Origin of the sequence: Streptomyces sp. NBC_00212 (assembly GCF_045206365.1) — a bacterium.
GTDB lineage: Bacteria > Actinomycetota > Actinomycetes > Streptomycetales > Streptomycetaceae > Streptomyces.
The window spans coordinates 7951876-7977837 of the sequence record NZ_CP108115.1 but is presented as its reverse complement, the minus strand read 5'-3'; the positions used below and the strand labels follow the sequence as shown (position 1 = coordinate 7977837).

Sequence of the window (25962 nt, the reverse complement as noted above, 5' to 3'; positions counted from 1 at the left end):
GTCTGACACACGTGCTCCGGGCAGCAGCGCTGCCGTGGCGACAAACCGTGGTCAGTCCGCCGCCGAGGCCGGGTGCCGAGGCGCCTGGCAGGGGGAGCTGGCCGAGACGGGCAATCCGGCGTTCGCTCCGGGGCCTCAGCGTGCTGGTTGCCGACGGTGCGCGGTCCGCCGGTCGTGCGCCAGGTCCGTCGGGGTTGGTTCGCCGCCTCAGCCGGCCTGTTCGTCGAAGGCCGAGCAGGCCGCTGCCAGGGCGGCAATCGCTACTGTGGAACGCTGCCGAAGGTCATGCGGTGCCCGCGGGCTGTGTCCGTGTATTCGCGGACCCGGTGGATCAGCCCGTCCCGGAACTCGAAGACGAAACAGTAGTCGTTGATGTAGTGGTTGCCGTTGGCGAGCGTCGCCGTCACGGTCGCCTCCACGATCCCTCGCTCACCGTCGGCATGGGACTGGTGGAAGGTGACGTCGAGGTCACCGACGAACAGGCGGGGGAAGTCCTCGGCCCAGAAGCGCACGATCGCCTTCCTGCCCACCATGTGGTTGGTCACTTTGAGCGTGTGGTCGATCAACTTGAGCGCGACGACAGTGGCGTTCCCCGGAGGCGACAGCCACTCGGCGTCCTCGGTGAAGACCGCGGAGATCCGGTCGGGGTCGTTGCTGGCGAGCGCCTGGAAGGCGACTTCGATGATGCTGAGGTTCATGAACCCACGGTCGCCGCTACCGTGTACCGGAGTCTTGGACAAATGTTCCGATCGGTCACCCCTAGCATGGGGCCATGCGATCCACCGCACACCAGCATGCGACCGCAGCCGGGTGGGACGTCGCGCGGCCGCCGCGGCCCGGCCCGACAGCCGGCGTCCGCATCGCCGGGTTCCGCAATCGGAGCGCGGGCCCGGTCGAGGGGCCGTTGTTCCCGCACCCCGCCGTCACGCTGGTGGTCGCGTTCGGTGAGGGCTCGCTCGTCGTGGCCGACGCCGGTGGCCGGCACCAGTGGGGAAGTTTCGTTGCCGGGCTGGTGACCGGCGCAGCGCGTATGCGGGGCGAGAAGGTCATGTGCCTGGAGGTGCGCCTGTCCCCGGTGGTCGCACGCGCCGTGCTGGGCGCCTGCCCATCGGAGCTGGACGGTGTCGTGGTCGCCCTCGATGACGTGTGGGGCCGGGACGCGGCACGGATCCGGGAGCAACTCGGTGATGCCACCTCGTGGCAGGAGCGTTTCGCACTGGCGCAGGCGTCGATCGCCCGCCGGGCGGAGACGGGACCGTCCGTGGACCCGGAGGTGGCCTGGGCCTGGGACCGGATCACCATCAGCCACGGCCGGGTCCGGGTCGAGGAGTTGGCGGCCGAGGTCGGGTGGAGCCGCAAGCGCCTGTGGTCCCGGTTCGGGTCGCAGATCGGCCTTCCCCCCAAGCGCGCCGCGAGACTGGTCCGCTTCGACCATGCCGTCCATCGCCTGGCCGCGGGCGAGGGCGTGGCCCGGGTCGCGGCGGAGGGAGGCTACGTCGACCAGTCCCACCTGCACCGGGAGGTTGTGGCGTTCAGCGGAGCGACGCCGGCGACCGCGGCTGTGGGGCCATGGCTGGCCGTGGACGACCTCGCGTGGGCAAAGCACGGCGTCAGCGAGACAGACTGACACCTCGCCCAGCGAACGCCCCCGCTCGACACAGGCGCAGACCGGGTCCTTTTGTGGAGCGCAATCGGCGTTGCCTTCGCTGACTACCGTCCGTGAACCAGGAACTGGCCAGCCACGGTGAGCCCGCCGAACGCGACGAACGACACAGCGGCCGAGACCAGCATGATCCACCGCCGCGACCGCCGCCGTCGGCAGGCCCTCGAACACGCCCACCACAGCCTGGAGCACTACCGGGCCGTGGGGGATCTGGCCGGGCAGTCCGCCGCCCTCAACCACATCGGCTGGATCCTCGCTCAGCTCGGCGACCACCAACAGGCCCTGGAACACTGCCGTCGCGCCCTCGCCCTGGCCCAGCGGGTCGGCGACCTCAACGGGCAGGCTCACATCTGGGACAGCCTCGGCTACATCCACCGAAGGCTCGGCCAGTACGACCAGGCGGTCGGCCACTGTCGGCAGGCCCTCGCCCTGTTCCACCAGACCGGCGACCGACACAGCGAGGCCACCGGACTGGCCTGCCTCGGCGAGACCCACCGCGCCGCCACCCACGCCGACGCCGCCCACGAGGCCTGGGTGCGGGCGCTGGAGATCACCGCCGAGCTGGGCCTGCCCGACACCGACCCGCTGCGCACCCGCATCCTCCACCTCCTCGGCCGACCGGGGAGTCCGGATCAGGGGAGGTCGTTGTTCAGCGTCGAGATCCCTTCGTAGCTCGTGCTTGACGCAGGCCAGGGCAAAGACGATGCCGCGCCGATCGAGCTCCTGACGGGCACGCTCGACCGCTTGGCAGACGCTACGACAGGACCGGGACGGGACAGGGCCAGGGCGTTGAACGCCATCCGCATCCCACGCGTCTCAACTGGCAGGGAAAGCCGGTGAATCTAGTACTGACATACGCCAGGGGAATGTGTTCGTACTCATATCGCGGGGGGCATTGAGGTTGTGGAGCACGCTCTCGCGCCTTTCCTCCTCGCGGGTCTCCCCCTCCACCACACGTCCACGCTGTCGCCCCAGACCTCGGTGACCCCCTTTCTCTGCTCTCGTTCGTCTGCCGTTCAGAAGACAGCGGCACGCCCCACCGAGGTGGCACCTCATGCTGCACGACACTCCAGCCCCCTGCCGATATCTGCGTACGTACCGCATCCATGGATGCACCGTGCTGGAATTCCACGGCGAGATCGACCTCGCCGCCGCCATCGAGATCACCCCCCAACTCGATGTCTCCACTGCTCCTCCCGAGCCGTTGGTCGCCATCGATCTGACGCCCGTCACGTTCCTCGACTGCTCGGGCCTGAACCTGCTGTGCCGCGCTCACCGCCGCATCACCGCCCGATACGGGAACCTCCAGCTGGTCTGTTCCCACCCGCCGGCCCTCCGCCTGCTCCGAGCGGCTCGGCTCACCGACACGTTCCATCCCGTCTCCGCCCTCGACGAAGCCCTCGATCGGCTCCACCCGCAAGCGGGCGGGGCAGCGGCGCGCGGAACCGCGAGGCGTCAGCAGGCGCGGGACAACTCGGGATGAGCCGGCAGGCGTCGTGCTCCTGCCGCCACTTGCCCAACAAGGATTGACGGCGGTCCTGCCGAGTAATGCGGCAGCCCCTCCGGCGGAGCAATTCCGCTCCCGCTGACCGTCATGCAGGTCTTTGCCATCACCCTGGGCATCGGCACTCTGCCTGCACTCGACTTGAGCCGGGAACCTGCCGAACCCGGCACCGCGCAACGCCCCCCGGCCCAGCACCCAGCGTGACAGGTTCTCCCGCGCCGTCAGCGTGGAGCGTTCCCCGTAGGCAGAGCCCAGCGGCGTTGGTATCCGGGCTTCGGAGGCTGCTCCAGGGGACGCACCGGGCTTGTTGGCCTCAGCGGGAGTGGAGGCGGGCCCGACGTCCGTCCTGGATACGCCGCAGGCTCGCTCTGCTGCGGGAAGGAAGGAATCCCAACCCACCGCACCTGACTGGCACGGGGTGACTCTTTCTCGACACTGGTCCCGCCGCGGGAAAAAGGACCCGGCATGCCAAGACCGGTACAGACGAAAACCGTTCACCGCCCAAACCTGTACCGGAAGACAGACTGCCTAGGGCCCCCTATCGCAAGTCCGAACAGCGCCCTACCCTCGTGTCGAGGGACGATTCGAGTGGCTGGCCAGACAGCCGACTCCGCCCCGATCCGGCCCCCAGACCCCGGGCATGAACAACCGCGCCGAGACTGGCTGGAGCCGCATCACCGACAACACGGCTCCAGCCCCCGTCCCTGTGGCATGGTTCAAGACGGGGCAATCCACAGCCCCGTGTGCCACAAGGACATGCGTGGGGACACGACGGAGGGGAGCCTCGTATCCTCCACGCCCATGGCCGCCGCACCCTGCGGCGGCCATCCGGCCGCATACCGACCGGATGCCCCCCAGCCTTGCAGTAACTGCCCCCGCCGTCTCCACCCTTGCAGTGATGCGCTGAATCCGACTGACCCACGACGCTCCAGACCAGCGCCTTTCGCGGCTGCGGGCGCAGAATTCCTTCTCGGTCCATCGAGCCGAGGGCGACTTCGTCAAAACCACCTCGCCCGAGCCATCCACCGATAGACGGTTCGCTGAGCTCACCCATCCGGACCAGGCGCGGACCAACTCGGCACGACCGCAGGCGATTCCACCCTTTTCCGCAGGTCAGGGGCAGGGTAGGCCATGTACCACCAGCAGACGAAGAATCTTCTGGTCTCGTACTCGCCGAAGAAGCTGGGCTTCTTCTAGGGGTACGAGGAGGGAGGCGCCTGACGTGGGACCTTGGACCTGGCGCCCCTTGAACTGCCAGTGATGTGCGACATGTTGGAGACGGGGAGGGTTCGCTGACCGAGGCTGGGAAGACGAATGCCGAGGCAGCGGGGCAGGCCGAAGTACCGGACGATGAGCTGGCGTTCGCGTTCGCCGGGGACAAGCAAGCCAAGAGGTCGCGCAGATAGGCCCCATGAGCCCCCCCCCCGCTGCCGCTCGGGGCGGGACGGCCGAGACCTATAGATTCGATCACATCCCGTTGGAGGACGGGCCCAGACCTACGCGTGAGGGATTTCGCATGGCCGCCATTCATCGCACCACCATGACGCCCACCAAACTGGAGCTTCTCACCGGCTGGCTACCGGAGCAGAGCTGGTACGTGGGCAACGCAGAAACGCCGGAACTGGTCAAGGCCGGTGGGTTCCGTTTGGACGACCCCGAGGGTGCGGTCGGGATCGAGTTCATGGTCGTGGTGGACGCCACCGCGCACGAGCCGGTGGCGTATCTGGTGCCGATGGGCTACCGCGATGCGGCGCTGGAGGGAGTCCCCGGCGAGGCGCTGATCGGCACGTCTGAGCACGGGGTGCTCGGCACCCGGTGGATCTACGATGGCGTCCACGACCCGGTCGTGATGGCGCAGTCGCGCGCGCTCCTGCGCGGCGAGGCGATACCGCAGCACCAGAGCAAGAGCGACACCCCTGACCCGACGGTCACCGTGCACGGCACTGGCCCTGACGACGTGCTCGACGTTCAGGTCAACCGTGTCCTGCAGCCGACGGAGACCACGCAGAGGTCGTCGGTTCGCCTTGTCGCCGGGTGGACCTGGCCGGACGGAACGGCTGCGCGGGGCGTACTCGCGGCCATCGCACTGCGGTAAGAGATCGCACGGAGACAGCAGGCGTGTGGTCATGGTCGGCGGTTCGGGCGTTCGTCCCGGCAGCGAGTCGTCCAGGACCGCCGGATCTCGCTGCGCACGGTGACGATGGTGTCGGCGAGATCGAAGAAGGCGTCGATGACGGTGACGTGACGCTCGTGGCAGCGGGCGAGACAGTGAAAGGCGTTCTGCCAGGCGTGGGTGCGTTCGACGTGCCAACGCCGACGAGCCTGAAAGGACGCCTTCGCCCCCTTGTGCGCAATGTGTCCATGGAGGCCGCGTTCGCTGTTTGCCACGGTCGACCGGTGAGCGTCCGGCGGCCTCGCCGCCTCCAGGAGCCTTGGCGATGGAGCCGTCAACGGCGATCTGGTCGTGGACGAGGCCGACGATCCGGCGGGCCCTGGAACATGGCGGCTCTCGCGGGTGACAACCCGGTGGGCGAGGTGCGGGTGCTGCGCTCGCTGGCATGGCTGGCCGTGCACGACGCGTCGACGGATACGGATCCGGACACGGTCTGCGGGCGGGCCCGTGCCCCTCATGAACCAGGCGCTGGCCGTCGTCGAGGGTTCGCCAGAACCCGTACTGCGTCACGAACTGGCGCAGACCTGGCAGCAGTTGGCCGAGCTTCTGGAAAACGTCCTCTTTGAGAGCGCGCTGCCATGCGGGCCGAGATGGTCCGGGTGCTCGATCAGGCCGCTGTCGTCCACGCGGAGTTCGGGGTGGACGGGTTGCGTGAGCGTCACCAGTGCTTGGTGCGGGCCGCGTGGAGGGAGCGCGCGCTCGGGCGCGCCGAGGACGGAGTTGCGCGGGTGAGCGCGTTGATCGCCGAGCTCGGCGCGCTGGAGGGGCCGGACGCGATGCGGTTGCTGCGCGCGGCCGAGGAGGTGCGTTCGCGGCTGTGATGATACGGCGCCCGGCATCCCGGGGTGCGTTTTTCGACTGCGGACCGTGCGTGGCCGGTCGCGCAGTTCCCCGCGCGCCTGAACCTGCCAAATCGGGGCGCGGGGAACGGGATTTCCAAGAAGGGGCGCGGCACCGCGCGGGACTTCACAGGGGCGCGGCACCGCGTGACGTCTCTGCTAGAAGTTCTTCGCTCCCGCCTTGATCGCCTCGCGGATGCGGTGGTAGGTGCCGCAGCGGCAGATGTTGCGGATTTCGTCGAAGTCCGCGTCTCCGATCTCGTGACCGGCGGCGCGGGCCTGGCGGACCTTGGCCACGGCGGCCATGATCTGGCCGGGCTGGCAGTAGCCGCACTGGGCCACGTCGTACTCCAGCCAGGCCTCCTGCATCGGGTGCAGGTCCTTGCCGACTGTGGCGGGCAGGCCCTCGATGGTGGTGACCTCGTCCGTCGGGTGGATGTCCTTGACCGGCACGGAACAGGGATTGAACGCCTTGCCGTTGATGTGGCTGGTGCAGGCCTGGCAGACGCCGAGGCCGCAGCCGTACTTCGGTCCGGTCACGCCCAGGACGTCGCGCAGCACCCAGAGCAGCCGTACGTCGTCCTCGACGTCCACCGAGACCGGCTTTCCGTTGAGGATGAAGGTGTGCAGAGGCACGGATGCTCCTAGTAGGCGCGGCCGAGGCCGTCGGTGGGGGATGCGGGGATCGGGGGGACGGTCGGCAGCGGTTCGAAGCCGAGCGGGCCGTCGTGGTTGATGGGGAAGGTGGTCGGCATGGTGCCGGTGGCCCGGCCGTAGGCGCAGGCGACCGCCGCCATCGCGCCCGCGACGGCCAACTCACCCGCGCCGCCCGGCTTTTCGCCGGTCGGTGGCATCACGATGATGTCCAGCTCGGGCGGGGTGTTCCACTGACGGGTGTAGAAGTAGTTGTCCCAGCTGCCTTCGAGGAAGTGGCCGTCCTTGAGGTGGAGGCCGGAGCTGAGGGTGACGGCGATGCCGTCCATGATCCCGCCCATCATCTGGGCTTCCAGCCCGCGCGGGTTGACGGCCAGGCCCACGTCGACCGCGCACACGACCCGGGTGACACGCGGGCCGGTGCAGGCGTCGGGGATCTGCCTCCCCGTCGTCTCCGGGCGGCAGTCGATCTCGGCGAGGACCGCGACGAACCCGTGGTACTCGGGGTGGACGGCGATGCCCTGCGCGGTGCCCGCCGGCATCTCCCGGCCCCACTCGCCGACCTGCGCGACCTTGTCGAGCACGGCCCGCGCCCGGTCCTCCTTGAGGAACTGGCGGCGGAACCGGTACGCGTCCTTGCCCATCTTCGCCGCGAGCTGGTCGACGACGAGCTCCTGGGCGCACCGCACATTGGGCGAGTAGATGTTGCGCATGCTGCCGGTGTTGAAGCCCTTGTCCACCTCGCCGAGCAGCTGGGTGGTCGCGCCGAAGTGGTACGGGCTCTGCTGGGTGAGCTCGAAGATCGTCTCGGAGAAGGCGAGATCGCCCACGGGCAGCTTCGCCGCCATCGAGGTGATGATCTCGCCGAGCCCGTGCCCGAAGTCGGTGGCCACGGAGGTGTGCCGCTGCTCGTACGAGAGGACCTCGCCCAGCGCGTACGTGGCCCGGACCCGGGAGGTGGACATCGGGTGGGTGCGGCCCTGGCGGAAGTCGTCCGTGCGGTGCCACATCAGCTTGACGGGCTTGCTCATCGCCTGCGATATCCGGGCCGCCTCGATCGCCGCGTCGAAGAAGAGCTTGCGGCCGAACGAGCCGCCGCCCTCGGTGACATGGACCTTGACGGCGGACAGCGGCAGACCGAGGGTGAGCGCGATCCTCTCCTGGGCGACGATCGGGGTCTTGAGGGAGGCCCAGATCTCGGCGCGGTCGCTCCTGACGTCCGCGATCGCGCAGTTGGGCTCCAGGGCGCTGTTGCTGGCGAAGTGGAAGGTGAAGCGCGCGTCCACCGACTTGACCAGAGGGTCCAACCCCGGGATCACCAGTGGGAGTTCGGCGTTGCGCAGCTCCTTCAGGACGGTGGCGTCGGATGCCCCGTCCGCGGTGCCGGGGCCCCAGGACACGCGCAGCGCCCGTACGGCGTCGATGCACTGCCCGAAGGTCCGCCCGCGCACGGCGACGCCGGTGGGGACGGTGACGACATGGGTGATGCCGGGCATCGCGAGGACGTCGGCCCGGTTGTCGACCGACCGTACCGTTCCGTTGATCGTCGGCGGGCGGCACACCATCGTCGGCAGCGCGTCCGCGACCTGCACGTCCATCGCGAACTGTTTGCGGCCAGTGACGGCGGCGAGCGCGTCGATCCGGCCGCGCGGGGTGCCGATGACACCGAACTGCGCGGGTTTCTTCAGCGTGACCGCGAGCTGGAGGGTGGTCCGGCTCGCGGCCTTCGCCGCCAGCTCGCCGTAGGTCGCGGCTTTCCCGCGCGGTGAAGTGACCACGCCCGCACGGGTGGTGAGCGTCGAGGCGGCCTCGCCGAACTGCGCGGCCGCGGCCTCCAGGAGCCGGGCCCGGGCGGTCGCCGCGGCCACCCGGATCGGGGTGAAGGTGGAGATCGTAGTGTTCGACGCGCCGGTCATCTGGTTGAACAGGAGTTCCGGCCGTGCGTCCGCCAGCGAGACCTTCACCTTGTCCAGCGGCAGGTCCAGTTCCTCCGCGATCAGCATCGCGGAGGAGGTGGTGATGCCCTGGCCCACCTCCGCGCGCGGCAGGACGAAGGAGGCGGTGCCGTCCGCCTCGACCTGGATCGTGATCAGGTTTGCGGTCGGCAGCGCGGCGTCCGTGAGCATGTCGTTGAGGTCGTAGATCTCGGACGGTCCGGGGAGCGACGGAACCGCCGCCTGTGCCCGTGCGGGCGCGACGGCCGACTCACCTATCTGCGCGGCCACCGTCAGCGTCGAGGCCGCGAGCACATATCCCAGAAACCGCCGCCGCCCCACTTCATGGACGGTGACCTCGTCCGCACGCTCCGGCCGATCCGACGCTGCCATCAACTGCCCTTTCGTCCAACTGCCCATCCGCGCCGCGTCAGCGTCACATATTTCCCACCAGTAACACCAGACAGGAAACAGGACGTCAGCAGAACGTGGATGAGCCGGACACGGATCAGCCGGACATGGCCCCAGGTGCCTGGGGGCCCGTTGATGAGAACTCCCCCGTTCGACACCGGGGTCGACACCCTCCGCAGCCAGATCGGGCCGTTGCTGCGCCGCAGCTCGCGACGCCTGTGACAGCGGCTCCCCGCGGTGCGAACCCCTGCCGTACAGAGAAGGGCCCTGCCCCGGCGGTATGTGCCGAGGCAGGGCCCTTTCTGCTTTGGAACCGGGGGACTTGCGGCTGCGATCTCGCTACGGCGATGCTGCGCCTATGGTCCGTCGGCTACCGGGAGCGGCCAGAGAGCATCGGGAGGCCTCTTCACGAAGGGGCCTCCCGACCTGTTCTCAGCGCGTTCCCCGCACAGGGCCGAACCATGATGGATCGTCCATGGCGCCTTCGTCCTCATGCCACTGCGGAGGCGTCGAAACGACGAAGTTCCTGAGGTCTCCACACAGCACGAACAGCGGCCCGCGGCCGGGCTTGACTTCCACTCCGTAGTCGAGGCTGACCTTCCGACATTCCTCGTCGTCGGCCCGGCGGATGACCAAGCCGTCGTAGTTGGGACGGAGAAGCATGCAAACTGGACAGGCCCCACGCGTCCGAGTGATCGGATTCAGGTCGTGCTGTCGGGGACATTGCGACAGGGTGGTTCCGCGCCAAGTGCTGGACTGGGGGTCACGAGCGGGAATCCGGGTGGGGAAATTCGCCTGTCGAGTAGCCGTTTCCCGGCCAGCGGACGGTGTTCGAGTGGGGACTGGCATGGCGCCGAAAAGGCTAGCCGAGGGCTGAACTCGCCCCCACACGCCGGGTGTTCCCGGCGCAGGACACCAGGTGAACGGCCCATCTCCCCCATGCGATTGACCACCCGCTCCATCAGCCTTGCGCTGGGCGCACTCCTGACCACGACCGGCGCGCTGGCCTCCGCCCCGATGGCGTACGCCGCTCCGGTTGGCGGCGTTACGTGCCACGGAGGGCAGGCCCGCTTCAGCACGAAACCCGGACTTGGTGTCGGTGACCGGCAGCAGGCGTTCACAGTGGGCGGCCTCACCAGCGGCTGCACGACAACCGACCCCACCAGCAAGGTCACGGCAGCCAACATCCAGTGGACCGGGACCGGCAAGGGCAGTTGCCTTCCGGGGTTCGGCATTCCCAACTCCGAAGGCACCAGGTCCGTCCGCTGGAGCACACCTGAGGGCGGAGTGACGAGCAAGGTCAGGGGTATTGGTCGGCTCACCTCGACGAACGCCGTCTTCGAGGGAGTGGTCACCGACGGCGCGTACCGCGGGAAGAGGTTCTCTGCCACCGCCGCCACCAACCCCGACGAGATCGCCGCCGTCCTCCTTGGATGCCTGACCAGCGGCGTCACGGAACTCTCCCTGACCTGGGACACCGTCACGGTCGCGGAAGGCTGAGCCCGTGCAGCGGTCTGGCTCCTCGCGGCGACGCCAGGAGACAGACCCCCCGGCGACGGCTCATCAGGAGGATCCGCACAGGACTTCGTCGAGCCCGCTTCGCCTGATACCGAGTGCCGGTCCGGGCACTCTCTGTGCATCACCTGTGCCGTGCACGGTATGGAGATGAAGATGAGGAGATCTTGATGAAGGTGACAGGCTTGACCGGGCGGTTGCGCCGATCAGCCACTGCTGTGGCGGCTGCGGGAACGGCGGTTGTGGCCGCCATCGGTGTCGGCCTGGTCGCTCCGACCCCGGCGGAGGCGATCGTGAGCGGCGTCGCGGCCGCAAGCGGCGATGCCCCGTACGCCGTCAGCCTGCAGACCACGTCCCACTTCTGCGGCGGGACCCTCCTCAGCCCCGGCACCGTCCTGAGCACCGCGGGCTGGGGAGCCACCTCGCAGGGAGGCTCACTTCCGGCCGCCTTGAGGAGGGTGGACGTTCCCGTGGCCGACCGAGGCACATGTCGAACTGCGTACGGGGCATCCGAGGAGGTCACCGAACACATGCTGTGCGCGGGGCTGCCCCAGGGCGGCAAGGACTTCAGCGCGCGTGACGAGGGTGGCCCAGCCGTCACCCACAACCTGCTCGGCCTGCCCGTCCTGCGGGCCCTGCCCTCATGGCACCGAGGCTGCGCACAAGCCGGCTACCCCGGTGTCTACACCCGCATCGGCAGCTACGTTCCCTGGATCACCACCCACCTCGCGGGCTGACCATCCCCTCCCCGTAGGCCAGGACACTGAACCAGCACCGAGCCTCGGGGAGTTGGAGCAATCGACTAGTAGTACTCCGTTAGGTCTTCCTGGCGGGCCTGTTCGGGAGCATGGTGGGTGGGTGGACGCACATGAAGTGATGCGTGTTCGGGCGAAGTTGGCGTTGTTCGTGGCGGATGTGTTCGCCTCGGTGCCGCGCAAGGACCAGCGGGCCAAGAGCGACTGCTATCTGCGGGGACTGATGACGGATGGTCGCCGCAAGTCGATCCAGGCGATGGCCGGCCGCCTGCCGGACGGTAACGAGCAGAACCTGCAGCAGTTCGTGAACCAGTCGACCTGGGACCCGGTGCCGGTACGACGGCGCATTGCTGAGCGGATGGTGCCGCAGGTCGTCCCGGATGCGTGGGCGGTCGATGATGTGTCGTTTCCCAAGGACGGGAAGATGTCGGTGGCGGTCGCGCATCAGTACTGCGGGGCTTTGGGCAAGCAGGCCAACTGCCAGGTCGCGGTGAGCGTGCATGCGGTCTCCGACACCGCGTCCTGTCCGCTGCAGTGGCGGTTGTTCGTGCCTCAGGAGTGGGTGGACGATCCCGAACGGCGGCGCAGGACCGGGATACCCGAGGAGCTCGGGCACCGGGAGAAGTGGCGCCTGGCCCTGGACATGCTGGACGAGCTGGCCGGATGGGGGTTGTGCCCGCCGGTCCTGGTGGCCGACGCCGGTTACGGCCAGAACGCCGACTTCCGCGACAGTCTGGACACGCGGGGCATCGGCTATGTCGTGGCCGTCCGCTCGGATATGGCCGTCCACCCGCACGACGCCAGGCCGGTCACGCCGCCCTGGTCGGGCAACGGCCGCAAGCCGCAGCCCCGCTACCGGGACAAGCCGTCCCCGGTGGCCGCGCTGGCGGCCGGCCGGGGACGGCAGGCCTTCACCGAGATGACCTGGCGGGAAGGCTCCCGCGGACCGATGCGCTCACACTTCCTGGCGCTGCGGGTGCGGCCGGCCGGGGTCCGGGCCCGCCGCCTGGTCCAGGCCGCCGCCACCGCCCAGGAGGGAGTCTGGGACGGGGTCCTGCCCGAGGCCACTCTGCTGGTCGAGTGGCCCGAAGGCGCCGAAGCGCCCACCGACTACTGGCTGTCCAGTCTGCCCGCCGACACCGTGTCGGCTGAACTGGTCCGCCTGGCCAAGATCCGCTGGCGCATCGAGCACGACTACCGGGAACTCAAACACGGCCTCGGGCTCGACCACTTCGAGGGACGTTCCTGGACCGGCTGGCACCACCACGTCACCCTGGCCACCGCCGCCCACGCCTTCCTCACCGAACAGCGCCTGGCCCCAAAAGCCGATACACCGGACTCACCCTCTACCAGATTCTCGACATCATCCAGGACCTGCTGAACTGCTGGACCGGCACCTGCACCACCTGCCACCGCCCCCTGCCCGGAACACCCACCACCAGCCAGAACCCAAGAGCCAGAACGACCTAACGGAGTACTACTAGCCCTCAAGACGCTTCGACGAACATCAAGTCACGTGTTGATGCTGGAAGTTCCGCGCCCGCCACCTGAGGCTGGAGGGGCGATTCCTTGGTTGAGGACGTCCAGGGTCTTTCAGGCGTGGGCGTGGTGGTGGGCCAGAGGCGCATGAGGGTCCGCCTCGCCGTAGCCGGTGTCCGGATCTGCGTGCACGAGAGCGGCGGTCAGCCGGGGCACGGCGTGCAGGAGGGCATGCTCGGCGTCGACAGGGACCTGGTGGGCGTCGCGGACGCTGAGGTCTCCGGCCACCACGATGGCGACCTCTGCCCGCAGTTGGTGGCCGATCCAGCGCATCCGCAGTTCGCCCACCTCCTCAACACCGTCGACCTCGCGCAGCGCGGATTCGGCGGTGTCGATCAGAGCGGGGTCGACGGCGTCCATCAGACGGCGGAACACCTCCCGCAGGGCGCCGCGCAGGACGGCGAGGGAGGTGAAACCGTCGGTGCGGGCGTGCAGGCCGTCGGCGACCATGGCCGCGGAGCCGATGCGCTTGCCGGCGGTGATGCGGTAGCGGGCCACCCACTCGTTGCCGATGAAGCCGATCAGCGCGGCGGCGGCGACCGCGGGCAGGTAGCTGATCACGCGGGGGTTCAGCAGCCGGTCGATCGCGGCCCAGGCCGCCAGGGCGGAGGAGGAGGCGATGGTGAGAACGATGAAGATGCCAGCCAGGTCCTCAGCGCGGCCGAAACCGTAGCCCTCGGGCGCGGCAGGCTCCTTGGGCGGCTGACGGAGGGGCTGGGGGTTCAGCCGAGGGTGACGACCATCTTGCCGAGGGCCTCTCCCGCCTCCATGGCCCGGTGGGCTTCGACGATCTCGTCGAACCGGAAGACCCGGGTGGGACGGGCCCGGAGGGCACCGGCGTTGACCTTGGCGTAGATCTCGTCCAACGGTACGTCGGTGAGCGGGAATGCGGGGGTGCCCAGGACGAAGGCGCTGCCGAAGAAGCTGAGTCGGACCCCGCTGGGGAGATCGGCGATCGGGTCGAAGTCCCGCACCGGCTCGAATCCGCCCAGGAAGCCGAGCTGGCACACCTGGCCGCGCGGCCGGACCAGGGCCAGCGAGTCGCGCAGGGCGCTGTTGCCGACGACGTCAAACACCGCGTCGACGCCGACCTCCCGTTCCGAGACCTGGTCGGCGAGCGCGCCGTCGTCGATGAGCACGTCGGCGGCCCCGAGTTCCTTCAACAGTGGCGCTCGCTGCGAGTCCCGGGTCGTGGCGAGCACGGTCGCGCCGTGGTCGACCGCGAGGTTGACGGCGGCTTGGCCGAGCGAGGAGGTCGCTCCCCTCACCAGGACTGTCTCGCCCGGTCGTAGGTCCAGGTTGCCGAACAGGCCGCTCCACGCCGTCGCGTACACCTCGGGCACCGCTGCCAGATCGGCCCAGTCCAGCGACGAGCGCACGGCCACCACATTGGTCGCCGGCACGGTCACCAGCTCCGCGTAGCTTCCATTGCGGGTCCGTCCCATGCCGCCGAGGATCGCCACCGCCCTGGCCCCGACGGGGAGTTCACCGGATGGGTCTGCCTCGACCACCCCGGCGCACTCGATCCCGGGGACGGCGGCGACCTTCCCCCAGGCGCCGCTGCGCATGTACGCCTCGGCATGGTTGAGGCCGAACGCCTTGACCCGGATCAGCACTTCGCCGTCGGCGGGCGCCGGGTCGGGCAGTTCGGTGAGGGTGAGAACCTCGGGGCCGCCGCAAGCGGAGATGACGATGGCCTTCATGCCCCAGCTCCATTCTTGAGCACTGATTCAACTATTGATGCAAAGAAAAAGCCACCGCGTACGGTGGCCCGTGCGCCTGGCCGTCAGGCGAGAGCAGTAAAGGCGTTGTCGACGATCGCCCGCAGGAGCGTCTCGTCGGGATTCACCTTCCCGACGACCATCAGCCCCTGGCATGTCGCGACCAGCAGCTTGGCGCTGCCGGCGCAGTCCAGCGAGGCGCGCACCTGACCCCTGCGAGCCGCGTTCTCCAGCGCGTGGGTCATGCACCGTTCGAGCCGGGCCATGTGGCCACGCACGACGGCCGCCGCCTCGTCGTCCTCGGCGGCCCTCTCGATCGCCGTATTGACGAGCAGGCAGCCTTGTCGACCCTCGGGGCTGAGCAGGTCGCGCACCAGCCCGTCGAAGTAGCCGCGGATCTCGGCCACCGAGGCGCCCGAAGCCTCCAACTCGCCCAGCTTCTCCGGGACGACCAGCCTTGAGTAACGCTCCAACGACTTCAGGAACAGCGCGTGCTTACCGCCCGGGAAGGCGCTGCAAAGGCTCCCCGGCTTGACCCCGGTCGCCTTCACCAGATCCTCGATGGACGTCGCCCGGTACCCGCGCTCCCAGAACCGCAGCATGCCCACGTTCAGGACGGTGTCGGGCTCGAACTCTCGAGGTCGCAGCCTGGCCGCTCCTTCTCCAGGCGCTGTCCGAGGGGCACGGATAGTCCCGCTGAGCGACCCGGTGGAGCCGCTGTACGGCCGTGTGCCGCTCTCGTGTCAGCAGCCGGGCGGCCTTGTGTCGACTCGTATCAGGGGGGCGGACGCGAGGCCGCCGCATAGCTCAGGAGGCGGGAAAAACCGTGTCGACTCCACGAGTTCGAGCCCGCATAGCCCCAGCCCCGGAGAGGGCAGCCGCCGGAGAGCGCGGCTGCCCGTCGTGCCGAGGCGTCAGCTTACGGTCTCGCAGGCGCCCTGGCGGGAGGTGGAGGTGAAGGACGTGGCGCAGTAGTACCCGGGCGTCACGTTGCGGTCGAAGTTCCAGACAGCGTTGTACCAGCCGCCGCCCTCGTAGAAGTTACCCGTCTGAGCGAGCACACCCGAGGGGCCGTTGATCTGCATGTTCACCGTGCCGGCGCTGGGGAAGTGCGTCGAGTTCTCGATGTAGTAGACGTACGTCCCGCTACCGTTGATGTTGATGCAGACCTCGAAGCTGCCACCTGCGCAGCCGGACGCGGAGAAGGGCTGGACCCTCGCAGCGGAGTCCCGGTAGATGTCGAGCGTGCCCTGCGCCGTCTTGACCTCCTTGACCAGCACCGAACCCGCAGGAGCAGCCACTGAGTGAGTCGGCGTCATGCTGCTGACGCTCGCCGCGTCGGCAGCCGCGGCCCCGGTCGCACCGACCGTCGCCCCCAGAGCCATGGCGACCGTCGTCGCCTTCACTGCGGTCGACGCCCATCTCTTCGACATGAACTTGTTCGTCATCTGATCCCCGTTTCCTTTCGTCGCGCGGGAACGGCTGGATACCGCACGCTGACGCTACGGACACGGGTCCTGCGGTCGTCCTGGATTCGTCCTAGTGCGAGGTCAGCCCGGGGGGTGAAGCCGGCGCTGATAGTGAAGTGCCGGGGGCAACATGAAGTTCGGCGTGCTGGGGCCGTTACCCGGCACACCGAATGATTCCGCAACCGGGTGGGCGGTCGGGGAAGCGCGGCGGTGGGGTGGATGGGCCGGTCGACGAAACGTGTTCGATCAGCCCTTCGCTTCCTCTTTACTGATCTGGGCCGCCTCTCGGACACGGCCCTCGATCTGCTGGCTGTACTCGCGCAGCGCCTGCGTGTGCCCTTCGACATACCGAGTGTCGTAGGCGGACTGTACTGCCAGGGAGATTCCGACCATGTTGGTGGACAGTTTGCATGCGACATCCGCCGACGCCTGCTTCAACTCATCAGCTGAGTGCTGGACAGAGATCACGCCGTTCCGCTCGGACGTTTTCGGTATCAACTGGGGGTTGTCCAGCGCGTCCTGCGGGTTGGAGTAGGTGAATCCCTTGGTCTTCATGCACGCACTCCATGCCGCGGTGACTTTGAGAATGCGAGGGTCGTCGGTCGGGATCTGCGGGCCATGGTCCGGCAGGGCTTTCGGGTCCGGTATCGGGAGTGCGCCCCCCGTTCCGCGCACACTCTGCCCCTTGCAGCCTCCAGCCGGAAGGGACTTACCGGCAAAGGTGGAAACGGGATTTCCGGCGGCGTCCATCCCGTGCTCCACTGTCATCGCATCCATCGACGGTGGCACAGCACCGGATGGGGCGGGTGCGGGTTGGGACGGAACCCTGTCGTAACCACTCGCGCCGGCTTGTGCCGGGTCGAAGAATCCGTACAGAGGTGCGTGTGTCTTGTCATAGCGAATCGATTTCGCGTCGAAGCCGAAGAGTTCGGTTGCCACTCCTCGCAGCCCGAATTCTTTCATGCATTTTTCGTTGAGCATGTTCGCCGCGGACTGAATTGTGGTCACTTGTTGGGGTGTGACGAGATATCGATCGACAGGACGCACGATCTGGTCCACCGACGTGATCGTGGCCACCGGACCGATCGGCGGCGACGTTTGGCTACCGACACCCGGATTTCCTTTGGCGGATTCCGTCCCACAGCCCACCAGGGAAACCGATAACACCAAAGCCGGTATGATCGCTTTTCGCTTCATTTTTGAGGACCGTCCTGGAGACGCTCAAGGGCTGTGGGCGCCAGGATGCGACAGCAACAGTCGATCCTGGCGCCCACACCACGGAGTTACTAGGACCAGATGTTGACGGAGTACGTCAGCGAGTTACGGTCGATGTAGGCCGTGGTCATATGCGGGTTGAAGCGCGCACCCTCGTCGCGGTAGTCACTGGTGTAGTAGTTGGTGTAGCCGGTGTTCACTCCCGAGCCCACCGCGGAGGTGCCGGGGAGGTGGACGCCGAGTGTGGTGGATCCGCTGCCCGTTGACCCGTAACAGGCAACCGCCTGGGGGTGGTTCGGGTCGCCCTTGTACACGGTCACGCCGCGGCCGTCGGCAGCACCGCAGTCGATCGGCTTGACGTCGGCGCTGGCCGGAGCCGCCAGGGCCAGGCCACCGACGAGGACACCGCTGGCGATGACCGCGGTTGCGAGCGTGCGAGTCTTGCTGAATCGAGGCATGTCGTCCGTCCTTCAAGTCCATGGATGAAGCCGTACCACCGATGTGAAGTGGTGCGGCGGTGCGAGTGGAGCTACACGTCGCGTGGACCTCGCCGGTCATCCGGCGGCGTCCAAGGCTGCGCACGGGGCAGCCTCCGGTGGGGCAGGGGCGTTGCTCTCGCCCATTTCGCTGATGAAGCGTCAGGCGTTGACCGGGCGCCATCCTGATATGCCCAGTCATCGACACTCTCGGTGTCTGGTCCGGCAACTCCGCAGGCATTCATCTGTCCGGCAGCCGGCAGGCAGTCGAATCCACCCCACCGGACCACCGTTCGCGCTCGGTCCTACGCCTCTCCCGCGGAGTTGTCATCCCCGTTGCCATCCCCCGCCGGCGACGGATCCTTTCCGCTTTCAGACCCCTTCCTTGACGTTTGAAGGTGACTCACCACGCAGAGCCAAGGGCTGGCAAAAGCTCTCCGTTGGTTGGTCACTTCGTCCGCGATCGAGTCTGCAGATGTCGGCACTCGCATGACAATGTTCCCGGTCGGGTCCGGACGGATCCGGTTGCCCGGCTGGGCAGCGGGGCTCACAGGGGGGAAGCCGCAAAGATGGAGCACCAGTTACGCCCAAGACCGGGGGAGACGGCGGAGAGCGTCGCCGACTACATTCGCGAGCTGCGGGCGCTGAAGGTGCGGGCGGGCCAGCCGTCCCTGCAGGAACTGCAGCGGCGCAGTGGCGTCGCGCGCAGCACGTTGTCGGACGCGCTCAGTCCGCGTCGCCGTGAGCTCCCGCGCCTGGAGGTATGTCTCGCCCTGGTCCGTGCGTGCGGTGTGATGGCGGAGGAAGAGGCCCGGTGGCGGGCACGGTGGCAACACATCGCTCAGGCCCGCGATGCGGTGCGGTCGGTGCCATCGGCAACCGCACCGGGCCTCACCGTCCAAGCAGCGGATGTGCCACGACAACTGCCTTCCGGAGTACGTCATTTCACAGGCCGAATGTGTGAACTCAAGCAGCTCGACGAGCTGTTGGGGGACCGACAGACGAGGTGTGGTGCCGTCGTCATCTCGGCGATCGCCGGCACCGCCGGAGTGGGCAAGACCTCATTGGCCCTGCACTTCGCGCACCAGGTGGCCCACCGCTTCCCCGACGGCCAGCTCTTCGCGAACCTGCGCGGCTTCGACTCCGTGGCCGACCCGGTCGACGCAGCAAGCGTTGCGCGCGGCTTCCTGGACGCACTCGGCGTGCCGGCTCACCGCATCCCGGCCGACCCGGAGGGACAACTCGCGGTCTACCGCAGCCGACTGGCCGACACGCGCACGCTGATCGTTCTGGACAACGCCCGCGAGGTGGAGCAGGTCCGCCCGCTGCTGCCGGGTTCGGAGGGCTGCCTGGTACTCGTCACCAGCAGGAACCGGCTCTCCGGCCTGATCGCCCTGGACGGCGCGGTTCCGCTGCCACTCGACGTGCTCTCCCGCGAGGAGGCGTACGAGCTGCTCTGCCGTCGGCTTGGCCGCGAGTCCGTTCTTGGCTCTGCGGACGCTGCCTACGAACTGATCGAACTGTGCGCCCGGCTGCCGCTCGCCTTGAACATCGCGGCCGCACGCGCTGCCGCCCACCCCGACACCCCGCTGAGGATCTGGGCCGACGAACTGCGCGACACCCGCGCCCGGCTGGACCTGCTCGCGGTCGGCGACGGCTACGCCGATGTCCGGGCCGTACTCTCCTGGTCCTACCGCGCCCTGACTCCGGAAGGCGCCCGGCTGTTCCGGCTGCTCGGCCTGCACCCTGGCCCGGACCTCAGCGCCGCCGCCGCGGCGAGCCTGGCCGGTCTGCCACTGTCACCGACCCGGAGCCTGCTGGACGAACTCCACCGCGCCCACTTGGTCATCACGCAGGGAGGTGAGCGGTACAGCTTCCACGATCTGCTGCGCGCGTACGCGGTCGAGCTGGTCGACGCGTACGACTCCACCGAAGTGCGGACGGAGTCGGCGCGCCGGATGTACGACCACTATCTCCACTCCTCGCACCGAGCCGGTTCCCTCGCCTACGCGGACGAAGCCTCGTGGCCCCCGCTGGACCTCGGGGAACGGGCCCCCGGCGTGACGTCCAAGGATCTGACGGACCGTCAACAGTCCCTGGTGTGGTATCGGGACGAGCAGACGGTGCTCGCCCAGACAGCCGCCCGGGCTCTGCAGGACGGTTTCGCCGATCACGCCTGGCAGCTCGCCGGGACGCAGGTGTCGTACTTGCTCAAGTCGGGGCGGTGGCAGCAGTGGCAGCAGGTCAGCGAGATCGCGCTGGCCGCTGCCGAGCGCACCGGGGATCTCGGTCGGCAGGCCCATGCCCACCGCTGGCTCGGCCAGGTACACCGCTCCCAGGGCCGCCAGCCCGAAGCCCATGTCCGACTGCGTCGCGCCTTCGACCTCTTCGCCCAGGTCGGCGACCGTACGCGTCAGGGCAGGACCCAGATAGACATCGCCATCACCTACGGTGAGGAACGCGCCTACGCCAAGGCCATCACCGAGGCACGCTCAGCACTGGAGCTGTTCGAGGCTGTCGACGACCCCACCGGACAAGCCACCGCGCTCAACAGCATCGGCTGGTACCTGGCCCTGCGCGGCGAACCCCGCGAAGCACTCCCGTACTGCCTCCGGGCGCTGGAACTGTCCCGCACCTGCGGAAACCTGCCTGCCCAGTCATCCACCCTGGACAGCATCGGCTTCATCCATCATGAACTGGGCGAGTACCAGGATGCGCTCCCCGCCTACCAAGAGTCCCTGCGGCTGCGTCAGTCGATCGGCGACTACTTCCTCCAAGCCGAGATCCACACCCACATCGGCGACACCCAACTCGCGCTCGGCGACACCCAGGCGGCCCGCCGCTCCTGGACGGCAAGCCTCGCCATTCTCGACGACCTCCAACACCGCGACGCCGAAGCGGTCCGCACCCGCCTGAACACATGGAGCAACAACCGTCAGTGAGGACCACTGCCTCGCAGCCCAGCTCGAACAAGCCCGTCCCTGGGCCGACCGCCGCCCGGACCGACCCACCGAGCCGACGTGGCGCGATCCGGCCGCCGGAGCCAGCCTGGAGGAGGGACACTCCCCGTTGCCCGGCGAATGGAGACGGCCATGACGGCGACGACTCGGGATGACACACCGGTCGTGACCGAAGGCGGAGGCGTCGAGTTCCGTACGCAAGCGATCGGAGAAGACCTGTCCGTGGCCTTCGTCCGGTTTCCGCAAGGCGCTGATATGAGACCGGCTCTGACCGGCCTGCCCGACGGCCTCTGCGCCTGCCCTCACTGGGGCTACATGCTCAAAGGGCGGCTGAAGATGGTGACGAAGGACGGGGAGGACATCTACGAAGCGGGCCAGGCCTTCTACTGGCCGCCCGGGCACGCCCCCGTGGCACTTGAGGACTGCGAATACGTGGACTTCTCACCCACCGAAGCCCTCACCACCGTCATCGACCACACCAAGGCACAGGGCTGACCCGACCCGCTCATGCTCCACACCAGCCCCGTATGGTCCAGGCCCGTAACCGGAGCGGGGCCCACCAGGCAGAGGACTGTCGCACGAGACTCCCCCGGGTTACACCACGGCCTGCGGGGCCTGTTCGCCGTCCGCCTGTAGCGACCGCGAGTTGGCAGAGCTGGGCTCGGGTGTGTGGGGTCCGACTGGTGTGTTCGGCGGGGTCTGTCAGGAGAGGTGGGCTGCTATCACGTCGGCGAGCAGGTGGAGCCAGCTGGGCCAGTGGGCTGGGGCCCAGTCGCAGTTCATCTGGGTGACGATGGTGCGGTGGCCGTCGCGGTCGCCCATGGCGAAGGTGAAGGAGCCCTGGATCATGCCGCCGACGCCCCAGGCGGTTCGGCCGTTGGGCAGGGGCATGGAGCAGATGCCGACACCGTAGTGGGCTCCGTCGATCCAGACGCCGGGCGGCACCGGGGTGGTGGTGAACATCTCGTGCTGCTGCTGAGGCGGCATCAGTTCGCCGTGGAGGAGGGTGGTGAGGAAGCGGTCGAGGTCACCGCAGGTGGAGACGATCCCGCCGGCGGCCCAGGCGACGGAGTCGTGCACGGGGGCGGCGAGGTCGCTGTCGGCAGCGTTCTTGGAATAGTGCCGGGGGTGGGTGCCCTGGATCTCCATCTCGTCGCCGGGCATGTAGGTGCCGGCCAACTGGAGCGGGCGGGTCACCTGCGCCGTCAACAGCTCGGCGAACGGCAGCCCACCCGCCTGCTCGGCGATCATCGCGGCGAGGATGTAGTTGGTGTTGCTGTAGGCCCAGCCCTCGCCGGGCGGGAACTGGGCGGGGTGACCCACCGCGATCCGCACCAGCGCCTGCGGTGTGAGCCGGTCGAAGCGGCCTGTGAGGAAACCAGGGTTGAAGAAGCGTTCCATCCTGGCAGGGTCCATGCCGAAGGGGAAGACGCCGCTGGTCTGGCGGATCAGGTGCCGGACGGTGACACGGCTGCCGTCGTGCCCGTTGCCGTGCAGCAGGCCCGGCAGCCAGTGGTCCACCGTGTCGTCCAGGCCGAGCCTGCCCTCGGCGGCCAGCCCCAGCACCACCGCCGCGGTGAACGCCTTGGTCACGCTGCCGACCCGGAACCGCTCCCGCGGAACACGGGTCCGGCCGCTACGCATGTCCGCGACACCCGCCGCCGACCAGCAGACCCGGTCACCGTCACGGGTCCGAGCAACCATGCCGGGCACGCCCTCGCGGACAGCGTGCTCGATCACCTCGCGGACCTGCGGGGCGACGGGAGCCATGTGCTCGTCGGCATCGGTGGGGAAGTGTGAAGTGCCCATACGACTCCTCCAATCGGACGCTGGGATCCTGGTTTGACCACCGAGAAGCTACGTCGCGTTCGGACAGCCGACGATGGAGCCGTTCCGCGCGGGAAGCCGGGCAACCCCTATGCCATGACGCCTTGTTGAGGCATTTGGCCGGTCACGTGCATGACCGGGGCGCGGCGATCGTTTACCACCGGGAGCCTTCCGCCCGCGCGAGGACGAGCCGGGCTCGCAGCGGCGCGGGAGCCTCACTCACACCAACTCCACAGTCACGCACGCCCCTTCTCGTCCTCCCGGTCAGCCAACGGACCAGGCCCCTCACATCACGGAGCCCCGCCAGATGGAGGCGAGCCAGTGGGGGTTCTGCATCGCCTGTTCTGTCCCACAGCCCCCTATGCGCGGGGTTCTGACATGACACTCCGCGACTGACGGTGCACGGCCAAATGACCCCTGATCGATCGGGTCCTGGCCGGTCGCCCCGTCGCCCACGTTGACGATGAAATGGGCATCAACGACCGGCAAAATGTCCCCCAGGACGACCGGATACAGTGCGCGCGACGGCAGCCTGGTCGATTTGAGGAGGGGAAGCGTGACCGATACCAGCGAAACCCGATCCGCCGACAGTGCAGCGCACGCGACTCAGCCGAGCCGGCTGCGCCGCCTGATGCGATACATACCGTTCATCGCCCCCGTCCTGCTGTGGACCGTGCCCTGCTGGGTGCTGCTGCACGGCGGCCAGCACTGGCCGCTCCCCGTAGCGCTGGGCGGCACCGCTCTGTTCCTCCTCTGTCTGATCGCCATGCCGCTCGCGATGATGCGCGGCCACGGCCGGCGGCAGCAGGACTGGGCGGCGATCGTCGGGGACACCCTCCTTGGGACCGGCTGGGTGCTGTTCACCTGGTCCGTCCTGCTCGGCGTCCTGCTGCGGCTCGCCCTGACCGTGACCGGCGTCGGCGACGGCCAGAACCGGGCCCGGATCGTCACCTGGGCCGTCCTCGGCACAGCCGCCGTGCTGCTCGCCTGGGGATATGCCGAGGCCCGCCGGGTACCACGGGTACGCCGGCTCGACGTACAACTGCCGCGCCTGGGGGCCGGGTTGGACGGGACACGCGTCGTCCTCATCACCGACACCCACTACGGCCCCCTCGACCGCGCCCACTGGTCGGCGCGGGTCTGCGAGACGGTGAACACCCTGGAGGCCGACCTGGTCTGCCACACCGGCGACATCGCGGACGGCACGGCCGAACGCCGCCGCGCCCAGGCCGCCCCACTCGCCACCGTTCAGGCGACCCGGGCCCGGGTCTACGTCACCGGAAACCACGAGTACTACGGCGAGGCCCAGGGCTGGGTCGACCTGATGGACGAGCTGGGCTGGGAGCCGCTGCGCAATCGCCATCTGCTGCTCGAACGCGGCGGCGACACCCTCGTGGTCGCCGGCGTGGACGACGTCACCGCCGACTCCTCCGGCCTACCCGGCCACCGCGCCCACCTCGCCGGAGCCCTGCACGGCGCCGACCCCGACCTGCCCGTCCTGCTCCTGGCCCACCAGCCCAAGTTCGTCGACCGGGCCGCAGCAAGCGGCATCGACCTCCAACTCTCCGGCCACACCCACGGCGGCCAGATCTGGCCCTTCCACCACCTCGTCCGCATCGACCAACCCACCCTCGCCGGCCTCACCCGCCACGGCGCCCGCACCCTCCTCTACACCAGCCGCGGCACCGGCTTCTGGGGCCCGCCGTTCCGCATCTTCGCTCCCAGCGAGATCACCCTGCTCACACTCCGCTCCCCACAGCGGCCCCCCACGCCGTAACACAGAGCGGGCCGGAAATCCCGCATGGACCGGTTCCTCTGGGTCCGCCGCACCTACGGCTCGTCCGATGGGTCTTCGAAGGAGGTGTCCAGCATGCGTGAGATCGAGATCAAGCCTGTGCCCGTCCAGCGGGAAGAGCGCCGCACCGGCGCTTTCCTTCACAAGTGACCCGAGGGGCGAGCCGGCGCGGTATCTGCCGCTGCCGGCCCGCGCCCTTGGGCAGATCAGGGATCGGTCTCGTGAGTAGAGGAGTGGATGTGCGGCTGCGGCGGCTGAGAGGCATGACGTGCTACTGGCACCGGGGGGGGACTTCGTCGCCCATGCCTACCGGGGGCACGCGCCGGTCGCTCTGCACCCCTCGACCGCTGAGATCCTCAGCGCCTTCGACACCTGGACCACCCCCGCCCAAGCGGCCGAAACCCTGGACCACCTGCATCCCGAGACGGTGGTGAAGGCGGCCGGAACACTGCTCGAATGCGGTCTGCTGGCCGCAGAAGGCAGCCCCGAGGCCGAAGAGGACGAGCGCCTGGCGGACGCCTGGGCACCTTGGTCACCTTGGTCACCGGAAGCATCCTTCTTCCACTACGCCACGCGCGACGTCCCCTTCGAGACAGCCACCCCCGAGCTGCGTCAGCACCTCACCCGCGACGGGCGTGCGGCGCTGTTCACCGAGTACCCCGAGGCCGACTGCATCCTGCTGCCCCGTACACCGGACCCTCGCCTGTCCGCACCGCTGGAGCAGACCCTCTACCGCAGGCGCACACACCGCTCCTTCAGCGCCCAGCCCGTGAGCCTGCACGATCTCGCGGTCCTGCTCCGTACCGTCTTCGGCCCTGCCGAGTTCATCGACGGCTTCGAGTACGGGGCCCTCATCCGGCGCACCAGCCCCTCCGGCGGAGCCCGGCAGGAACTCGACGCCTACCTCGCCGCCCCCAACGTCACCGGCATCCCTGCCGGTCTGTACCACTACAACGCCCGCGAACACAGCCTGGAGCTGCTGCGCGAAGGCTTCACCCACACCGAAGCCGGAGCCCTGTGCGCGCACCAGGAGGGCATCGACCAGGCGGCCTTCATCGTGTTCGTGGTCGCCGCATGGGAACGTATGCGCGCCAAGTACCGACACCCCCGCGCCTACCGGGTCAGCCACCTGAACGCCGGACACCTCGGGCAGACCTTCGCCCTGGCCGCCACAGCCCTGGGCCTGGGCCCCTTCCAGAGCGCCGCCTTCGACGACACCGCCGTCGAAGACCGCCTCGGGCTCGACACCGCCACCCACAGCACCCTCTACGCCCTCGCTGCCGGACACCCAACCTCCGACACTTCAACCGACACCGCCGACCTGAACGCCTTCCGCCACACGACCCTGCGCCACGGACAACCGGGACGGTCTGACAACTGACCCATCGGACACGGCCTAGGAGTGCGGCACCCCCTACGACACGGCCTTCCTCTTCGACGGGCACGACCACACGCTGACCGCCGTTTTCCGGTGTGGCTGTACAACCACGTAGTGCACGGGCAGTTGAACGA

At 68.6% G+C, this 25962-nt stretch carries 24 protein-coding genes and 2 pseudogenes; 14 read left to right on the top strand and 12 right to left on the bottom strand.

Annotated elements, in window-relative coordinates; genetic code table 11:
- Positions 1–260 precede the first annotated feature (260 nt).
- A complete protein-coding gene (locus tag OHA17_RS36435; protein ID WP_406510051.1) occupies positions 261–698 on the bottom strand; it encodes a nuclear transport factor 2 family protein in 438 nt (145 codons plus the stop codon).
- A gap of 74 nt (positions 699–772) precedes the next feature.
- Between OHA17_RS36435 and OHA17_RS36430 the strand changes: the two genes are divergently transcribed.
- The 5 genes from OHA17_RS36430 to OHA17_RS36410 all read left to right on the top strand — a co-directional run bounded on the left by OHA17_RS36430 (position 773) and on the right by OHA17_RS36410 (position 5262).
- On the top strand, positions 773–1627 hold the full coding sequence (locus OHA17_RS36430) for a helix-turn-helix domain-containing protein (RefSeq protein WP_406510050.1): 855 nt from the start codon (positions 773–775) through the stop codon (positions 1625–1627).
- Positions 1628–1744: 117 nt separating this feature from the next.
- Complete coding sequence (locus OHA17_RS36425) at positions 1745–2335, top strand: tetratricopeptide repeat protein (protein ID WP_406510049.1); 591 nt, start codon at positions 1745–1747, stop codon at positions 2333–2335.
- Between the two features lie 382 nt (positions 2336–2717).
- Positions 2718–3146, top strand: a complete 429-nt coding sequence (locus OHA17_RS36420) for an STAS domain-containing protein (protein ID WP_406510048.1) — start codon at positions 2718–2720, stop codon at positions 3144–3146.
- A 90-nt stretch (positions 3147–3236) separates the two neighbouring features.
- Positions 3237–3371, top strand: a complete 135-nt coding sequence (locus OHA17_RS36415) for a cation transporting ATPase C-terminal domain-containing protein (protein ID WP_406510908.1) — start codon at positions 3237–3239, stop codon at positions 3369–3371.
- 1312 nt (positions 3372–4683) lie between these two features.
- The gene (locus tag OHA17_RS36410) at positions 4684–5262 is read left to right on the top strand and encodes a maltokinase N-terminal cap-like domain-containing protein (protein ID WP_406510047.1); all 579 of its coding nucleotides are present in this window, start codon (positions 4684–4686) and stop codon (positions 5260–5262) included.
- Positions 5263–5291: 29 nt separating this feature from the next.
- On the opposite strand, the pseudogene OHA17_RS36405 reads toward OHA17_RS36410, so the two are convergent.
- Positions 5292–5652, bottom strand: a pseudogene (locus OHA17_RS36405) (IS5/IS1182 family transposase); the annotation flags it as partial.
- A 266-nt stretch (positions 5653–5918) separates the two neighbouring features.
- Between OHA17_RS36405 and OHA17_RS36400 the strand changes: the two are divergent.
- On the top strand, positions 5919–6161 hold the full coding sequence (locus tag OHA17_RS36400; RefSeq protein WP_406510046.1) for a hypothetical protein: 243 nt from the start codon (positions 5919–5921) through the stop codon (positions 6159–6161).
- 177 nt (positions 6162–6338) lie between these two features.
- Here the strand turns inward: OHA17_RS36400 and OHA17_RS36395 are convergent, their stop codons facing one another.
- The 3 genes from OHA17_RS36395 to OHA17_RS36385 form a co-directional block, all read right to left on the bottom strand.
- On the bottom strand, positions 6339–6815 hold the full coding sequence (locus OHA17_RS36395) for a (2Fe-2S)-binding protein (RefSeq protein WP_406510045.1): 477 nt from the start codon (positions 6813–6815) through the stop codon (positions 6339–6341).
- Between the two features lie 8 nt (positions 6816–6823).
- Positions 6824–9160 carry a molybdopterin cofactor-binding domain-containing protein gene (locus tag OHA17_RS36390; protein ID WP_406510044.1) on the bottom strand — a complete coding sequence of 779 codons (2337 nt, stop codon included), beginning with the start codon at positions 9158–9160 and terminating at the stop codon, positions 6824–6826.
- Positions 9161–9610: 450 nt separating this feature from the next.
- Complete coding sequence (locus OHA17_RS36385; RefSeq protein WP_406510043.1) at positions 9611–9841, bottom strand: hypothetical protein; 231 nt, start codon at positions 9839–9841, stop codon at positions 9611–9613.
- Positions 9842–10117: 276 nt separating this feature from the next.
- On the opposite strand from OHA17_RS36385, the gene OHA17_RS36380 reads away from it, so the two are divergent.
- From OHA17_RS36380 to OHA17_RS36370, 3 genes are all read left to right on the top strand, one after another.
- Entirely contained in the window at positions 10118–10678 is a 561-nt protein-coding gene (locus tag OHA17_RS36380) for a hypothetical protein (protein WP_406510042.1), read from the top strand.
- Positions 10679–10935: 257 nt separating this feature from the next.
- On the top strand, positions 10936–11430 hold the full coding sequence (locus tag OHA17_RS36375) for a trypsin-like serine protease (RefSeq protein ID WP_406510041.1): 495 nt from the start codon (positions 10936–10938) through the stop codon (positions 11428–11430).
- Positions 11431–11551: 121 nt separating this feature from the next.
- Entirely contained in the window at positions 11552–12829 is a 1278-nt protein-coding gene (locus tag OHA17_RS36370) for an IS701 family transposase (RefSeq protein ID WP_406503276.1), read from the top strand.
- A 212-nt stretch (positions 12830–13041) separates the two neighbouring features.
- Here the strand turns inward: OHA17_RS36370 and OHA17_RS36365 are convergent.
- The 4 genes and pseudogenes from OHA17_RS36365 to OHA17_RS36350 all read right to left on the bottom strand — a co-directional run.
- Positions 13042–13659 (bottom strand): annotated as a pseudogene (locus tag OHA17_RS36365) (cation diffusion facilitator family transporter); the annotation flags it as partial.
- 50 nt (positions 13660–13709) lie between these two features.
- A complete protein-coding gene (locus OHA17_RS36360) occupies positions 13710–14690 on the bottom strand; it encodes a zinc-binding dehydrogenase (RefSeq protein ID WP_406510040.1) in 981 nt (326 codons plus the stop codon).
- Between the two features lie 83 nt (positions 14691–14773).
- Complete coding sequence (locus OHA17_RS36355) at positions 14774–15310, bottom strand: TetR/AcrR family transcriptional regulator (protein WP_406510907.1); 537 nt, start codon at positions 15308–15310, stop codon at positions 14774–14776.
- Positions 15311–15622: 312 nt separating this feature from the next.
- On the bottom strand, positions 15623–16027 hold the full coding sequence (locus OHA17_RS36350) for a hypothetical protein (RefSeq protein WP_406510039.1): 405 nt from the start codon (positions 16025–16027) through the stop codon (positions 15623–15625).
- On the opposite strand from OHA17_RS36350, the gene OHA17_RS36345 reads away from it, so the two are divergent.
- Complete coding sequence (locus OHA17_RS36345) at positions 16026–16160, top strand: hypothetical protein (protein WP_267887053.1); 135 nt, start codon at positions 16026–16028, stop codon at positions 16158–16160. The genes OHA17_RS36350 and OHA17_RS36345 overlap by 2 nt on opposite strands.
- A 263-nt stretch (positions 16161–16423) precedes the next feature.
- On the opposite strand, the gene OHA17_RS36340 is transcribed toward OHA17_RS36345, so the two are convergent.
- Positions 16424–17236, bottom strand: coding sequence for a hypothetical protein (locus OHA17_RS36340; protein WP_406510038.1), 813 nt, complete (start codon positions 17234–17236; stop codon positions 16424–16426).
- 227 nt (positions 17237–17463) lie between these two features.
- Positions 17464–17850, bottom strand: coding sequence for a hypothetical protein (locus OHA17_RS36335; protein WP_053729052.1), 387 nt, complete (start codon positions 17848–17850; stop codon positions 17464–17466).
- Between the two features lie 974 nt (positions 17851–18824).
- Here OHA17_RS36335 and OHA17_RS36330 point away from each other — a divergent pair.
- Together OHA17_RS36330 and OHA17_RS36325 are read left to right on the top strand one after the other, a co-directional pair.
- On the top strand, positions 18825–20810 hold the full coding sequence (locus OHA17_RS36330; RefSeq protein WP_406510037.1) for an ATP-binding protein: 1986 nt from the start codon (positions 18825–18827) through the stop codon (positions 20808–20810).
- A gap of 273 nt (positions 20811–21083) precedes the next feature.
- Positions 21084–21323, top strand: a complete 240-nt coding sequence (locus tag OHA17_RS36325; RefSeq protein ID WP_406510036.1) for a hypothetical protein — start codon at positions 21084–21086, stop codon at positions 21321–21323.
- 207 nt (positions 21324–21530) lie between these two features.
- Here OHA17_RS36325 and OHA17_RS36320 read toward each other — a convergent pair whose 3' ends face one another.
- Positions 21531–22637 carry a serine hydrolase domain-containing protein gene (locus OHA17_RS36320; protein WP_406510035.1) on the bottom strand — a complete coding sequence of 369 codons (1107 nt, stop codon included), beginning with the start codon at positions 22635–22637 and terminating at the stop codon, positions 21531–21533.
- 574 nt (positions 22638–23211) lie between these two features.
- On the opposite strand from OHA17_RS36320, the gene OHA17_RS36315 reads away from it, so the two are divergent.
- Together OHA17_RS36315 and OHA17_RS36310 are read left to right on the top strand one after the other, a co-directional pair.
- The gene (locus tag OHA17_RS36315) at positions 23212–24432 is read left to right on the top strand and encodes a metallophosphoesterase (RefSeq protein WP_406510034.1); all 1221 of its coding nucleotides are present in this window, start codon (positions 23212–23214) and stop codon (positions 24430–24432) included.
- A 286-nt stretch (positions 24433–24718) separates the two neighbouring features.
- Positions 24719–25831: a SagB/ThcOx family dehydrogenase gene (locus OHA17_RS36310; protein ID WP_406510033.1), complete on the top strand. Its 1113-nt coding sequence runs from the start codon at positions 24719–24721 to the stop codon at positions 25829–25831.
- Positions 25832–25962 lie beyond the last annotated feature (131 nt).